General features: G+C 51.3%; 14 protein-coding genes and 1 pseudogene. 6 read left to right on the top strand and 9 right to left on the bottom strand.

Going from position 1 to position 13,612, the window contains the following annotated elements; translation table 11 throughout:
- Nucleotides 1–572 precede the first annotated feature (572 nt).
- Together IEV40_RS14265 and IEV40_RS14270 are read right to left on the bottom strand one after the other, a co-directional pair.
- Nucleotides 573–1,004, bottom strand: coding sequence for an HAD domain-containing protein (locus IEV40_RS14265; protein WP_188422762.1), 432 nt, complete (start codon nucleotides 1,002–1,004; stop codon nucleotides 573–575).
- Nucleotides 1,001–2,119, bottom strand: coding sequence for a hypothetical protein (locus IEV40_RS14270; RefSeq protein ID WP_188422763.1), 1,119 nt, complete (start codon nucleotides 2,117–2,119; stop codon nucleotides 1,001–1,003). The genes IEV40_RS14265 and IEV40_RS14270 overlap by 4 nt, the downstream gene beginning before the upstream one ends.
- A gap of 193 nt (nucleotides 2,120–2,312) precedes the next feature.
- On the opposite strand from IEV40_RS14270, the gene IEV40_RS14275 reads away from it, so the two are divergent.
- The 3 genes from IEV40_RS14275 to istB all read left to right on the top strand — a co-directional run bounded on the left by IEV40_RS14275 (nucleotide 2,313) and on the right by istB (nucleotide 5,186).
- The gene (locus IEV40_RS14275; protein WP_188422764.1) at nucleotides 2,313–2,597 is read left to right on the top strand and encodes a hypothetical protein; all 285 of its coding nucleotides are present in this window, start codon (nucleotides 2,313–2,315) and stop codon (nucleotides 2,595–2,597) included.
- Between the two features lie 190 nt (nucleotides 2,598–2,787).
- A complete protein-coding gene (gene istA, locus IEV40_RS14280; RefSeq protein WP_188422765.1) occupies nucleotides 2,788–4,413 on the top strand; it encodes an IS21 family transposase in 1,626 nt (541 codons plus the stop codon).
- Nucleotides 4,410–5,186, top strand: coding sequence for an IS21-like element helper ATPase IstB (gene istB / locus IEV40_RS14285; protein ID WP_229724164.1), 777 nt, complete (start codon nucleotides 4,410–4,412; stop codon nucleotides 5,184–5,186). Before istA ends, istB begins: the two co-directional genes overlap by 4 nt.
- 64 nt (nucleotides 5,187–5,250) lie before the next feature.
- Here the strand turns inward: istB and arsH are convergent, their stop codons facing one another.
- From arsH to IEV40_RS14300, 3 genes and pseudogenes are all read right to left on the bottom strand, one after another.
- Nucleotides 5,251–5,964 (bottom strand): arsenical resistance protein ArsH, encoded by a 714-nt coding sequence (gene arsH, locus IEV40_RS14290; RefSeq protein WP_188422766.1) that lies wholly within the window; start codon nucleotides 5,962–5,964, stop codon nucleotides 5,251–5,253.
- Between the two features lie 26 nt (nucleotides 5,965–5,990).
- Nucleotides 5,991–6,128, bottom strand: a complete 138-nt coding sequence (locus IEV40_RS14295) for a thioredoxin domain-containing protein (RefSeq protein WP_371870064.1) — start codon at nucleotides 6,126–6,128, stop codon at nucleotides 5,991–5,993.
- A 45-nt stretch (nucleotides 6,129–6,173) separates the two neighbouring features.
- Nucleotides 6,174–6,296: pseudogene (locus IEV40_RS14300) on the bottom strand (ArsB/NhaD family transporter); the annotation flags it as partial.
- Between the two features lie 169 nt (nucleotides 6,297–6,465).
- Between IEV40_RS14300 and IEV40_RS14305 the strand changes: the two are divergent.
- On the top strand, nucleotides 6,466–8,397 hold the full coding sequence (locus IEV40_RS14305; protein WP_188422767.1) for a cytochrome c/FTR1 family iron permease: 1,932 nt from the start codon (nucleotides 6,466–6,468) through the stop codon (nucleotides 8,395–8,397).
- A gap of 26 nt (nucleotides 8,398–8,423) precedes the next feature.
- Here IEV40_RS14305 and cadR read toward each other — a convergent pair whose 3' ends face one another.
- Nucleotides 8,424–8,855: a Cd(II)/Pb(II)-responsive transcriptional regulator gene (gene cadR / locus IEV40_RS14310; RefSeq protein ID WP_188422768.1), complete on the bottom strand. Its 432-nt coding sequence runs from the start codon at nucleotides 8,853–8,855 to the stop codon at nucleotides 8,424–8,426.
- A 368-nt stretch (nucleotides 8,856–9,223) separates the two neighbouring features.
- Here cadR and IEV40_RS14315 point away from each other — a divergent pair, with 368 nt between their 5' ends.
- On the top strand, nucleotides 9,224–10,225 hold the full coding sequence (locus IEV40_RS14315) for a cation efflux transmembrane domain-containing protein (RefSeq protein WP_188422801.1): 1,002 nt from the start codon (nucleotides 9,224–9,226) through the stop codon (nucleotides 10,223–10,225).
- Nucleotides 10,225–10,749 carry a signal peptidase II gene (gene lspA, locus IEV40_RS14320; protein ID WP_188422802.1) on the top strand — a complete coding sequence of 175 codons (525 nt, stop codon included), beginning with the start codon at nucleotides 10,225–10,227 and terminating at the stop codon, nucleotides 10,747–10,749. Before IEV40_RS14315 ends, lspA begins: the two co-directional genes overlap by 1 nt.
- A 310-nt stretch (nucleotides 10,750–11,059) precedes the next feature.
- On the opposite strand, the gene IEV40_RS14325 is transcribed toward lspA, so the two are convergent.
- The 3 genes from IEV40_RS14325 to IEV40_RS14335 form a co-directional block, all read right to left on the bottom strand.
- A complete protein-coding gene (locus IEV40_RS14325; protein WP_188422769.1) occupies nucleotides 11,060–11,284 on the bottom strand; it encodes an HAD domain-containing protein in 225 nt (74 codons plus the stop codon).
- Between the two features lie 592 nt (nucleotides 11,285–11,876).
- Nucleotides 11,877–12,452 carry a 3'-5' exonuclease gene (locus IEV40_RS14330; RefSeq protein WP_188422770.1) on the bottom strand — a complete coding sequence of 192 codons (576 nt, stop codon included), beginning with the start codon at nucleotides 12,450–12,452 and terminating at the stop codon, nucleotides 11,877–11,879.
- A gap of 69 nt (nucleotides 12,453–12,521) precedes the next feature.
- Nucleotides 12,522–13,529 carry a hypothetical protein gene (locus IEV40_RS14335; protein WP_188422771.1) on the bottom strand — a complete coding sequence of 336 codons (1,008 nt, stop codon included), beginning with the start codon at nucleotides 13,527–13,529 and terminating at the stop codon, nucleotides 12,522–12,524.
- Between the last annotated feature and the right edge of the window lie 83 nt (nucleotides 13,530–13,612).

Here is a 13,612-nt window from a genome sequence, read left to right on the forward strand (position 1 = left end):
TGAGGTTCGGCCGGGATTCGTGCAAAATTTGTCAAAACTCCATATAACTATATGAATAAAAAGGAGTTTTAACTTTTCGCTTGATATCCTTCACTCAGGTATTTTCAGTGCCTTGATGCCTGACTGAATGGAGTGGTCCCAACGTTGGGACTTCAACATTAGTCTTTAAGCTTATTTCTGAGAATTGCCTCTTCCTTCGAGGTGAAACCGGCCTCGCAGATAATAAGATTTCTGCATTGGTGTGGAAATAATCCATCATCATCATCCAAAGCGACCCAAGGAATGTCGCGCCCAGCCAGATAACATTCTATTTCTCTAAAACGTATCCCATTAATGTCTTCAACACTCTCAATATCAATAATGGGAAGAACGTCAATTACTCTCGAAGCAATGTCCTGAGTATTTGCATGAAGTGCGCCACTAATTCGCACTGCAATGTAGCCATGCTTTCGCATTTCAAAGTGGCCACCTAGCCGCACGTAAAAGTAGCCATCGCCAAGGTGTGAGTTTTATCCACACGGAATATGCGTCCAGATTACGTTGTTTCGATGGCCTGGCCTGACTAGACGCTATCAACCTTCCGCCGAAAGGAAACTTCGCAGCTTCTTCGCTTCCGCATCGCCGAATCCGGCGACGCATTGAATCAAGTTGGCGCAGCCACTAGGGAACAGATCCAGGTCGTCATCAAGCGCAACCCAATTGTCAGAACTGCCGTTGAGATATTGGTGTATTTCTCTGAATCGAATGGCTTCCATATCAGCCAGGCTATGTATCTCAATGACAGGCAGCACATCAACGATTCTGCTTTGAATATCAGAGGAAAAGAGTGCTGCCAATGCAGAGAGTGAAAGGCTTTCGCGCCATGTGCTGCTAATTACGACATTCACATTCGGATAGTCACGGAGAACGCTTTCTAGACGGTCTCGATTTACAAATAGCTGACTCGAATCTTCCGGTGTTGGAAACGGGTGCAGTACTCCATCAAAATCCAAAAATAGAATCATCGACCGGCCTTGGCACCAAACTCTCGGCCAATCGGTTCGAAATCCATCACTTCGCCGCTATGCAGCTTAGGGTCAAAAAGTGCCAATTTCATCTCAAGCGCCTTCTCTCCGCTGGCGCTTTTCTCTGCAATGCGACGCATATGGAAACGTCTTTTCTTGGTCCTGTTTTTCATTTTCGATTCCGCGGTATCAGTTGTCGGTGGCATCGCATTCTCCGATATAGAAATTGCGTCACGCATCGCTTTCAAGTTGTACAAGCTCGTTTCGGTAGGCGGTCCAAGATCAAGATCTGGGCCGACTAATGGCTGAAAGAAGTCGCGCAAAAACTGACTACGTTCGCCATTCAGAAGCTGCAAAGCATAGAAGCTTTCCTGCTTCCGATCCCGGGGACCCGATGCCCGATATCGCAAGTGCTCAGCTAATTCACACAGCGCTTGTGACACAACCGGATAGTTGCACTCCTCAACATACATCCGGAGACCGGCATGCTTGACCAGGCTAAAGACACGTTCGGAGTAAAGCGCAAACAATCTTGCCCCTATCTGCCGATCGTTGAACTCGTCACCGAGCATGAGCAAAACACGGTAGATACTTTTCCCGCATTCCCATACCTGTTCGCTATCTTGGCGCTCGTAATTCATGCGCAACAAGATCGTCAATGCGGCCAAACTATCCACACTGGCACGACGCTCGAGAGACCCGAGATAGTGCCGTCCGCCTTTCAACCGAATCTCATTATTCGCTTCAAAAACGACGATTTGAATCTCGGGCACAAGATGTCGAAACCATCCGTGCTCTTGGCCGCTGATCGATCCCTTATGGCGCAAGACAGACCATAGTACGTGGTTGATTTCCCATCCTGATCCCGGAATCAGCTGGTTCGCATGCGTTATCAACGACTCACGAGGAACATGGAGACCTTGTGAATATTCAAGGTACTTGTTATTGCGAATCCTGATGCCGTGAATGTCGTGGTCGGACTTACCCGGCTCCAAATATCGTTGAACGTGACGAGGAATGTAGGTGCCGAGTTCATCGCCAAGGTATCGGAACCAATTGATTGTTCGGATTGCATCGACTTCATCATCGCGCCTTTTTGATCGTATCGTCGCCATTTACAAGTCGATAAAGTGTCAAGAACGGTTCGACTATAGATGGAATATCTCATTTATTCAATGAGTTACGAAATCGCGGATTATTAAAAAAGAGCGAAATTAAGGGGGGAATATATAGATTGGCTGCGCGTTTCTAGGTTGCTAAGCTTTCGATGACTAAACAACCCTGTAACAGCGAGTTACCAGCAGCGCCATGACCGACCTGAAGTTTGACGAACCGATGGCCACGTTGCTGGAGCGAGAGCTGATGCATCGCTATGGGCCGATGGTGTCCAATGATAATTTGCGCATTGTGTTGGGCTATCCGTCGAAGGAGGCGTTCCGGCAAGCGATTTTCAGAAAAACCGTCCCAATCCCGATCTTCGATATTGAAAACAGAAAAGGCAAATTCGCCTTGGTCAAGGATGTCGCTGCATGGCTTGCAGAGCAACGAGAACGAGCCGTTACGGAAATGAATACATCGTCCGGCGACAAGTGAAGGAGCGTCATCATGACTTAGCCCAAACCGCATAGCGGGGGGTAGAAACGACAAAGGCCTGTGAGCGTCAACTCACAAGCCTTTTGTACAGCGTTGGATCTCCAAGAACCGCGCTCAGTATCTCCCTTCCCAAATCCTCTGTCAACACTTTGAATTAATCGAAGTGCCTAGCCACGTCCGTGTGGCGCTCATGAAATTGCTGCCTTTGGCAGCGATAGATACAGCCATGGCCAACAGGAGAACCGACATGCGAAAAATTCGCGATGTCCTTGAGTGCATATTCACAAAAGAATTATCCGTAAGAGAAACGTCGCGGCTCTTACGCGTCGGTCGCAGGACCGTTACGGCATATGCGGAACGTTTTAAAACAGCGCAGCTATCGTGGCCATTATCGATTGACATCGATGACGATCAACTAGAGAAGGCCCTATTCCCTTCCACTGAAAGGCAAAAAAAGACCGATCCGCCGGTACATGATTTCGCAGCGGTCCATGCGGCGCTCGGGCAAAAAGGTGCAACGCTGGGAATTCTTTACCAAGAATGGCGAGAAGGCGTCCCGCTAAAAAATCAGATCAGCTATTCGCAGTTCTGCAGACGCTATAACCGATTTAGAAAATCGCTGCAGGTATCGATGCGACAAACAGCAGTGTTTGGCGAGGTCGCCTTCGTGGATTATTCCGGCAAGACGCTGGCCGTGACAGATCCTGATAGCGGAGAGCTGAAAAAGGTCCAGATATTTGTCGGTGTGTTGGGCGGATCAAATTACACATTTTGCGAAGCGACTTGGACCCAGACGTCGAGGGACTGGATTGGTTCACATTCGAGGATGTTTGAATTCTTTGGCGGCGTGCCACGTATTGTTGTTCCGGACAACTTGAAAGCTGGGGTTACCAAGGCAGACCGATTCGCCCCGGTGATTAACGAATCGTACAACGCGATGTGCCGCTATTACGGCACTTATGTCTTTCCAGCGCGTCCACGGGAACCGCGGGACAAATCAAAGGCGGAAGCAGGTGTGTTGCTGGCACAACGGTGGATTTTGTTTTCTTTGAGAAGCCGCAAGTTTTTTTCTCTGAACGAGATGAATCAGGAGATAGGTGCGTTACTGGAAAAACTGAACCGGCGTTCATTTCAGAAATTGCCTGGTTCGCGTTTCACAAAATGGCTGGAGTTCGAACAACCGGCCCTCATGCCTTTACCTGCACAGCGATACGAGTTTGCAGACTGGGGAAAGGTGCGTGCGGCGCAGGACTATCACGTTTGCGTCGACCGCCATTTCTACAGCGTGCCTTACCACCTCAAAGGTCACGAATTCGAATATTGCCTCACAGCTCACTCTCTTGACTTGCTGCACCGAGGCAAATGCATTGTCACGCATACGCGTAGTTTGGAGCCCGATAAGGCGACAACCCTCGCAGAACATCAGCACCCGAGTCACCGAGCGGTACTGCAGTGGAATGAGCCGCAAGCGTTGGCGTGGGCCACAACAGAAGTTGGGCTGAATACCGCAACGCTACTCAAGACGCAACTTGCCAAGGTCCGAGGTTACCTGCTGGGCTATCGCATCACACAAGCAATGAAAGAACTGTTTAAAAGCTATGGCAAGACCAGACTGGAAGAAGCATGCACTTATGCCGTGAAAAACAATGTGACTGGCACGCATGCGTTGCGCAACATCCTTTCCAAAAACTTGGACCAGTTGTTGAAGCACGATGAGCCGGAAAATCCAAGCGACATAGCCCACCAAAATATCAGAGGCGCCGACTACTACAGCGAACTTTTGCAATCGACAAACAATAAGGAAATCGAATCATGATCAATAACACTATTCAACAACTCGAAACACTGAAATTGTTTGGCATGGCCGAGGAGCTGAGTCGGCAAATCAACAATCCCAATATGCAGGACCTACCATTCGAACATCGGGTGAGAAGTATGGTGGATCACGAAACCACGTTACGTGAGAGCAAACGTCTGCAGCTTTTATTGAAAAAAGCCAGGCTACCGATCAATGCTTCCATAGACGATATCGATTACCGATCGCCTCGTGGGCTAGACAAATCCAGCATGCTCACTTTATCAACGCTCGACTGGGTACGGCTTCGACATAATCTGGTGATTACCGGTCCTACTGGTACGGGAAAAACATGGATCGCCTGCGCCCTTGCCAACTACGCTTGTCGGCTTGGGCTATCGAGTTACTTCGTTCGCGTACCGGTGTTGATGGAAAGCTTGCTGTCGGCTCGCGCTTCTGGGCTATTCAGCACGCGGCTGGAGCAGTTGAAGAAGTTCGACCTGCTGATTTTGGATGACTGGGGCATAGAGACATTCAGCAAACGTGCGCAGAACGACTTGCTCGAATTGGTCGATAGCAGGCTCAGTGCAAAGTCGATGATCATCACCAGCCAATTTCCCATGAGCCATTGGCATGACGCGCTGGATAACAAAACGGTCGCTGACGCCATCATGGACAGGATTGCGCATAGCTCGTACTCGATGCAGTTGAGCGGCGAATCTCTGCGAAAAATCAAGGGAGTGGTCACGAAAAAGACCGGAAAAGCAGCACTGAGCGAAAAGCAGACGCGCTGATGGGATCATTCGTATTTGAAGGTGCGCCATGGCGCACTTCCAAATACGAAAGCGATCGAGATGCTTAAATAGCTTTTTGATTCACTCGTTTGCTGAGTTCTTCCGCGCTCTCGCGTCGCTCGCTATATCGATCGACCAGATACGGTGATACGTCCCGCGTGAGAAATGTGAATTTGAACAATTCTTCCATTACATCGACGACACGTTCGTAGTAAGAGGATGGCTTCATACGCCCAACGTCATCGAACTCCAAGAACGCCTTGGCGACCGACGATTGATTAGGAATGGTGATCATGCGCATCCAGCGGCCAAGTATGCGCATCTGGTTCACGGCATTGAACGACTGCGATCCACCCGATACTTCCATCACGGCCAATGTTTTACCTTGCGTCGGCCGTACTGCACCGATGGCCAATGGGATCCAGTCGATCTGGGCCTTCATGATGCCAGTCATCGCGCCATGACGTTCCGGTGAGCACCAGACCATGCCTTCGGCCCATTCCGCAAGGCTGCGCAGTTCCCGCACCTTTGGGTGCGTATCCGGCTCACTGTCTGGCAGCGGCAAGTCACGAGGGTCGAACACCTTGACCTCGCCACCCATCACTTCGAGTAGACGCGCCGCTTCCATGGTCAGTAAACGGCTGTACGAGCGATCGCGTACTGACCCATACAGGAGCAGGAACCGCGGCGCGTGACGTGAGCTGCCTACACCGTGGAAATCCGCGTTAGTCGGAACCCGAAAATGTTCAGGCTGGACGTTCGGTAATTCAGTCGACACGTCGTCCCTCGCTGTCCGGTACTGCCTCACCGTCTTCTTTTAAGAACTGCTCCTTTTGCCGGTGGCGGCAGAAAGTCCAATACCAACTCCGATGGGCAGCACAGTTTAGTGCCTATTGGCGTGGCAACGAAGGGCCGATTGATCAGAATTGGAGTACGTACCATGGCGGTAGGCAGCTGTTCATCGCTTAACGCAGCTTAGGGTAATTAACGCAGCGCCAGTAGTATGGCAATCACGATGGGCGTCAGTATTAATGCGGCGCCATGGCAGGCCAACACCGCCGAGGCGGCCGCACCCAGTAAGATAATTAGCACAAACAGTTTCTGACCGTTGCTCAATGCTATCAGCTTGAACTTGGCCTATCTATTCGACTGGGATTGCACCTGAAAACGCACCATCTCAGGGCATAGCCTACGCAGATTATAACGGTTGTTCGCCTATCCTTTGAAAAGCAACAGTTCCTGTCTAAAATAGAATACTTCTCATTCTTGTCTGTCGATCATGCGTGTCGCCCGTTTTATATCTCCCTTACTTTTTATCGCTTGTTTCTTATTCTCCCTGGGAAGCACCACAGTCAGCCATGCGCAGGACGCGACCACACAAGACAAAGCCAAGCAGATCTGGCAGATCCTTGATTACTTGGCGGTAGATTACGGCGCGGCCGTCCAAAACGGCGCTGTCGCCAGCAAGGACGAATACGCAGAGATGCAGGAATTTTCCGCAAACGCCGAAAAGCAACTGTCCGAACTGCCTAAAACAGACGCCAGCGCAAAGCTCGTATCCGAAGCGAGCAAATTGCGGGAACTGATCGCGGCGAAAGCGTCGCCGGAGCAAGTGGCCGCGCAATCTCGTGCCCTGGCTGCAGACGTATTAAAAGTCTATCCGGTGCCGTTGTCGCCGACGCAGGCGCCTGATCTCAAGCGCGGAGCGGCTTTATATCAAGCAAATTGCGCCTCTTGCCACGGCGCTGCCGGGCATGGCGACGGTCCTCTGGCCAAAAGCTTGAATCCACCTCCGATCGCACTGTCGGATCACGAACGTGCACGGGAACGCAGCGTTTTTTCACTGCAGCAGATTATTTCGCACGGCGTGGCAGGCACGTCGATGCCAGCGTTCACGCAGCTGTCTGAAGACGACCGTTGGTCGATTGCATTTTTCGCGTCCACGATGTCGTACAGCGATGCCGACCGCGAAGCGGGCAAAAAAGCATGGACAGACAATGGGGCGCTGCGCAACGCGGTACCGGACCTGAACGCGCTGACACAAGCCACTGAGGCGGGACTGGAAAAACAGGTCGGTGCCGGTGCGCGTCCACTGCTGGCACACTTACGTAACGAACCTAGCCAGGTGATGGCCTCTAACGAAGATAGCCTCGCTTTGGCGAAGAAACGTCTGACTGAAAGCGTACAAGCTTTGCAGGCAGGCGATAAGGCCAATGCTTCCCGACTTGCCTTATCAGCCTATCTCGATGGCTTCGAGATTGCTGAACCGGCCCTGTCTGCCAAAAACAATGCGCTATTCAATGATCTTGAAAAAGGAATGGGTGCATTCCGGGCAATCGTCAATCGCGGTGATCTCGCAGGAGCAAAAGAGGCGGAACAAGCACTGCAAGTTAAGCTGACCCAAGCACAAGATGCATTAACAACCGCAACTGACGATCCACTTGCCACTTTTCTTGGCGCCTTCACCATTTTGCTACGCGAAGGGCTCGAAGCGTTGCTGGTCGTCGTTGCCATGGTTGCGTTTTTGAAGAAAGCCGACCGTCGCGACGTCTTGAAGTATGTGCATGCGGGCTGGGTAGTCGCTTTGGCTGGTGGCGGCGTCACGTGGGCCGTGGCGACGTATCTGGTCGATCTCAGCGGCGCCAGCCGGGAAATGACAGAAGGATTTTCAGCGATCTTTGCCGCCGTCGTTTTGCTGGGCGTTGGCATCTGGATGCATCAAAAAAGCATGGCTGGTCGCTGGCAGGCCTACGTGAAGGACAAGTTGTCTTCAGCGCTGAATGGGCGCTCGGCATTCATGCTCTTCATTCTGTCGTTCGTGACGGTATATCGCGAAGTCTTCGAGACGGTGTTGTTCTACGCTGCGCTGTGGACCGGTGGAAACGGGGCGTATATGTTATTGGGTATGGCTGCTGCCATTCTGATTTTGGCTGTCGTTGCCTTCATTCTCCTGCGGACATCCGCCCGACTGCCGATCGGTCAGTTCTTTGCTGCCAGCTCCGCGTTGGTCGCCCTCCTGGCCTTCGTCATGGTCGGTAAGGGCGTGGCGGCTTTACAGAAGGTCGGCGTATTCGACATCACGCCCATAACCTTCCCGCAAGTCGATTTACTTGGCATTTATCCTACGACGCAGACGGTTGCTGCCCAATTACTAATATTGGCCATCATTGTTGCAAGCGTAATGTACAACGTACGGTCTGCCAGAATGTAGACGGCGTCTTAACGGGGCCAATAGCGTCATTGCCGTTTGGCTCGGTTCGTATTGCCCGATTTGAATTGTTCGACGGCGAGCGCATGCAGTACCCCACATTCGCTTGACCTGCGCTGTGCATCACAACGGCGACGCAGACCGGCAAGTTGGCTTTGCAACGTCTGCAACGCTTGCATCTGCCGCTCTACGTCGAACAAATGGTCGTCGATCAGCTGATTCACGTCATCGCACAATAAGTCCGGCTTGTCTTGCAACTCAATGAGTCTGGCTATTTCTTGCATGGCCAGCCCGAGTGCGCGGCAATTGCGGATAAAGAGCAGACGCTCCAAATCTTGTTCGCCATAGACACGGTAGTTCCCCGGCGTGCGTCCAGGATTACCCAACAGCCCCTTGCTCTCATAGAAGCGCACGGTCACCGCTTGGCAGCCAGCCGCTTTCGCGAATTCGCTTATTTTCATAAAGCCTCCTTGACCTTATAGCTACTATAAGCTTTATTCTGCAAGAATTGACGCGGGAGGACAACATGGCGGCAGAAACGAGTCAGCAGGGAAACAACCGTTACCGTAGCACCTATACGGTACCGAAGATGGATTGCCCTTCAGAAGAGAACTTGATTCGGATGGCACTGGCAGCCATACCGGTCCACCAATTTGCATTCGACCTTCAGAACAGACGTGTGACGATCGAGCATGACGGCATACCTGACGATGTATCTGCACGCCTTGAGCCTTTGAAACTAGGCGCGACCTTGGCCAGCTCCGAGCCACTATCGGTTCTAAATGATCGGCAGTCAACGCATCAAGAAACGACGTTCAGCATCCCGAAGATGGACTGTCCATCTGAAGAGAATCTGATCCGCATGGCGTTAGCCGACGAGCCCGTCACCTCATTGCGTTTCGACTTGCCGAATCGGACGTTATACATCACGCACAGTGCCGATCCGGCCGATTTGCTCGCACGCCTGTCGCCATTGAATCTTGGGGCGTCGGTGAAAGAAACGCGTGTGGTAGGCGAAGGCAGCAGCGGTTATCAGCAAACTGTTTTTTCCATACCGAAGATGGATTGCCCTTCTGAAGAAAACCTGATCCGCATGGCGCTTCAGGAATACGGTGATAGCGTGCGTTTGTCGTTCGATCTAAAAAGCCGTCAGTTGCAGGTCGTGCACCAGGTGCCGGCGTCAGAGATTCTTGCCAAGCTCAGCCCTTTGAATCTCGGTGCATCGATTACGCAGACAACAATGGCGGACAGCGGACCGGTCAGCGCGACGGCGGCACCAGACGACACAGGAGAAGCGCGCACGCTGCGTCTGCTGCTGGCGATCAATGGCGCCATGTTTGCCGTCGAAATGATATTGGGATTAATGGCGCAATCGGCCGGGCTGGTCGCGGATTCTCTGGATATGTTCGCCGACGCTGCCGTGTATGGGCTTTCGCTTTACGCGGTTGGCGGGGCCGCGCACATGAAGGTCCGGGCAGCGCATATCGCTGGTTGGCTACAGATGATTCTGGCCGTCGGCGCGCTGGTAGAAGTCATACGCCGGTTCACGTTCGGCAGCGAACCGGAGTCGGACCTGATGATGGGGATCGGCGTACTTGCCCTGATCGCTAACGTGAGCTGCCTGGTACTGATTTCCCAAAAACGGAATCATGGGGTGCACATGAAAGCGAGTTACATCTTTTCTGCGAACGATGTGCTGGCGAACATCGGTGTCATCGTGGCCGGCTTGCTTGTCCACTGGACACATTCGTCGTATCCGGATCTTATTATCGGCACCTTCATCGCGTTGATTGTCATGCGTGGTGCTCAACGCATTTTGAAACTCTCTTGATGGATATTCCCTTTCAGGAGACCTCAACGGAGCAACGCTGGCTCCAAGCAAGAAGGCGGCACCGCACGGGCCTGCTCACGCTCGCCTTCATTGTGTTCGCTCTTGATCAGTTGACCAAACGGTGGATAGAGTCGACCTTGGACTTGGGGCAAGTATGGCCGGTATCGTCCTTTTTCAATTTGGTTCATGCCCTCAATACAGGTGCGGCATTCAGCTTTCTGGCCGACCAATCCGGGTGGCAACGTTGGTTTTTGATCGCACTCGGCGTCGGCATATCAGCTGCGCTCACCATATCGATCGTCTTGCATCCACTGCAAAAAACGGCGACATCGTTTGCCCTGCTAATTGGCGGCGCGATGAGCAATGTTGCTGATCGTTTAACGCGGGGCGCCGTTGTCGACTGGCTGGATTTTTACCTGATGAGATGGCATTGGCCCGCATTCAATATTGCGGACATGTCGATCGTGGTCGGCGCGCTCTTGCTTTGCCTCCACGCACATTACGGCGAACAGCCGACTCCCTGAGAGGGGACAGCCGGGACGTTAAAAAAATTGCGGTTGGTTCTCGCCTTCAAACTTATATTGAACTGTAGTGCGTGTTGCACTCCAATGCGAAATTAATGCCAAGCCGCAGTAACGCCACCTTAGCGGTCCTGCCAGCCTTCTTCGCTGACACGTCATATAAGTTCAATGCATCGTAGATATACCTACATTGCGAGTCTCACATCTATAACCACGTCAATAAATAAATTCTTCAAAGCGAAGGCGGCGGCAAAAGCGCTGCGAAATTGTGGCTACTATGAGATGCGAATTTATGGCTACTTTGGCGTGCGGATCAATGGCTACTTTCATGCGCATCCTCAATGTCCTGAGAAAACAGGGTTTTCAAGTACGGAAGTGCGTAATCTTGCCGCCAGCTACTGCTAATTACGATTTGTACATTTACGTATTCTCTTAGTACTGCCTCAAGCCTCGGTAGATTGCAAAATAATTTCGCACTGTCCTGAGGTGGAGGAAAATCATGCAGAACGCCGTCAAAATCTAGAAAAATAATTTTCATTCTGCGAATCGCATTTAACCTGTACCTAACAGATACGTGGAGCGCGTAGACGTCATCAAAGTGTGACTTTACGGAATGAGATACCAAAGAAAAAGGCCCCGAAGGGCCTGATCTCGGTAGTAGGCTACCTTGCGAGATTCTGTTTCCCCTGCTAGCCGCAGGACCCAATTTTCTTTGGGCAGCACGTCCGTCTTTCACTCGCTCTCGGATCGTCTTGGACGGAATTGTACATTGAGAGTCAGTCTCGCAATGCGTCAGTGGCACTAAATTTTCGTCCAACCGGCGCTACTTTCCCCAACACTTCGCAGTTCTGTCGCGTGTCTTACTAATCATGACGATCCGCTACGATTGCCAGAAAAAGAAAAGCCGCCAAGGTTGCGCATTGTTAAGAGGCGTGGCGGCTATGTTGAAATCACTATAACCAAACCAGTGCATTTGCACAAGACCTTTAGTGAGTATACGCATCGACATTGCCACTGATTCGCATCTCAAAGCTGCCACCTAACGCATCTGAAACCTGCCATCGATTCGCATGGCAAATTTGCCTACGCAGACCAAGCGTTATGCGATCAGTTCAATGCCACAAACTGATTTATGGATTTTGGCCGAGCGTTTTTTCTCCAAACACCCAGGGCAGCAAGCGCGCAATATTCAACGCATCATCGAGACCACGATGATGCGTTCCCTCCAGCGTGAGTCGAGCTAGTTGACAGGCCTTGACCATCCCAACCTCTTTACCGATGCGCTGCGCTTTTGCGAATAATCGCTTGGCATTCTGGTGCGGGAGGCCAAGCGGTTCGGCAATTCCATGCAAAGCGCTATCCCGCATGATTTGTTTTTGGTCGTATGCACCCCAGCTCACCCAGATTGATGTTGCGGTTCGATATTGCTCGACAAACTGGTGGAGCAATACCGCCGCATCCGGAAACAATGGCGCGCTATCCACATCACCTTGGTGAATGCCTGTGAGAGAAGTACAAAACGTAGTCAATTTTGGATTTCTGACGGGGCGCACGAACGATTGAAAGCGTCCCAGAACCGTTGCCTCGGGCCCAACCCAGCACGCACCGATTTCGATGGTTTCCATCTGCTCTGCAACGATAGAGCCGTCATCCGAGCAAGTCGCTTCAAGGTCAATTACTAGAATCGTCGCGTCTGGACGTGCCATTCATTCTCCACTTCAAATACTTTATCGATAGAAGACGCTTCCTCATGAGGATTCTTCCTCCGTCTGTCTTTATCCGATCGATATGCTATGTACTTGTAGCTGTTCTTTGATATTCGCCTCGTGTTTGGCCAGCCAATTCCCTGGCTCGATCTTTTCAGATTTTTTCCCTAACCGAGACATAGCCAGCCTAGCGGCCTTGGCACGCTCGTTTTTATCCTTTGTCAGAAAACAGAACAGGGAAAAATCATTCTCGAAAAATTTTCGCTCAAGATCGAGTAAACGCTGCCCTTCTTGGATAGATCCGACATATTGTTGCAGCCTTCCTGCAACAGCATTGACTTGCTTAGATTTACGTCGCAAATCCGGCTCTTGGATCAATGTTTCGGCAAGTTCGTACGCACGTACAATGTCATTGACTGCATCGTAGAGCGCATTAAATGCTCCTGCAGTAACCAGATCAAGTGCGGCAAGACTTCCAAGCCGGTGTTGGAATGAGCTGTTTTCGTATGTCGTGTGTCCATTCGAATCTGTCTCGGTTCGCTGCCGTGTGGCAGTAATGAAGACTTCATAGCGACGCGTTCTGACCATGTCCTGTAAACGTCTCGTGGTCAGCAAACCGAACTGACTTGTTGTCTTTTGCATCCGAGCTTCAAGGGCTTTGACGTCCGCCTGCATCTTTCCTAGCGCTCCAAGGCGCTCGGACTTGGCTGTAAGCGCTTCCGATAATGAGGCGATGCGCTCTTGCCGCGCCTTTTCATTCCGATAATGACTGAGATCGACCATCAATCGGCGATCGGCACCGAATTTGTTCACGCCACAATCGCCTCCGACCAAAGTCAACTTTCCGTCGGCTCTCTCGACAAGCCAGCCATGATTATGTGGTTCCTCGCACAGTTTTCCATTTTCTTTCTGCACACAGCAGCGCACTTTTTCCGGTAAGTGATAGTCGCCAAACAATCGTTTGTAATTAGCCGGGTTGAGTGGTGCATTCACTTCAAACTGATCGAGTGCTTGAATTTCTTCGAAGCTGCCGAAGGTACGAATTTCTAAACTGGATGCATTAGGCTGAGCACTCATGGATAGTGGGCAAAGTTGTTTGCAATGTCGCATTCTATACTGGACATACGTACAGTAACCGACCATGCCAAATGATTTGATTA

This window comes from Oxalicibacterium solurbis (genome assembly GCF_014635845.1).
Classification (GTDB): domain Bacteria; phylum Pseudomonadota; class Gammaproteobacteria; order Burkholderiales; family Burkholderiaceae_D; genus Oxalicibacterium; species Oxalicibacterium solurbis.

Bases quoted from the DNA above. Each gene is read 5' to 3' on its own strand.
- IEV40_RS14265 (WP_188422762.1), bottom strand. From the start codon at position 1,004: ATGATTCTATTTTTGGATTTTGATGGAGTACTGCACCCGTTTCCAACA.
- IEV40_RS14270 (WP_188422763.1), bottom strand. From the start codon at position 2,119: ATGGCGACGATACGATCAAAAAGGCGCGATGATGAAGTCGATGCAATC.
- IEV40_RS14275 (WP_188422764.1), top strand. From the start codon at position 2,313: ATGACCGACCTGAAGTTTGACGAACCGATGGCCACGTTGCTGGAGCGA.
- istA (WP_188422765.1), top strand. From the start codon at position 2,788: ATGAAATTGCTGCCTTTGGCAGCGATAGATACAGCCATGGCCAACAGG.
- istB (WP_229724164.1), top strand. From the start codon at position 4,410: ATGATCAATAACACTATTCAACAACTCGAAACACTGAAATTGTTTGGC.
- IEV40_RS14295 (WP_371870064.1), bottom strand. From the start codon at position 6,128: ATGGTACGTACTCCAATTCTGATCAATCGGCCCTTCGTTGCCACGCCA.
- IEV40_RS14305 (WP_188422767.1), top strand. From the start codon at position 6,466: ATGCGTGTCGCCCGTTTTATATCTCCCTTACTTTTTATCGCTTGTTTC.
- cadR (WP_188422768.1), bottom strand. From the start codon at position 8,855: ATGAAAATAAGCGAATTCGCGAAAGCGGCTGGCTGCCAAGCGGTGACC.
- IEV40_RS14315 (WP_188422801.1), top strand. From the start codon at position 9,224: ATGGACTGTCCATCTGAAGAGAATCTGATCCGCATGGCGTTAGCCGAC.
- lspA (WP_188422802.1), top strand. From the start codon at position 10,225: ATGGATATTCCCTTTCAGGAGACCTCAACGGAGCAACGCTGGCTCCAA.
- IEV40_RS14325 (WP_188422769.1), bottom strand. From the start codon at position 11,284: ATGAAAATTATTTTTCTAGATTTTGACGGCGTTCTGCATGATTTTCCT.
- IEV40_RS14330 (WP_188422770.1), bottom strand. From the start codon at position 12,452: ATGGCACGTCCAGACGCGACGATTCTAGTAATTGACCTTGAAGCGACT.
- IEV40_RS14335 (WP_188422771.1), bottom strand. From the start codon at position 13,529: ATGAGTGCTCAGCCTAATGCATCCAGTTTAGAAATTCGTACCTTCGGC.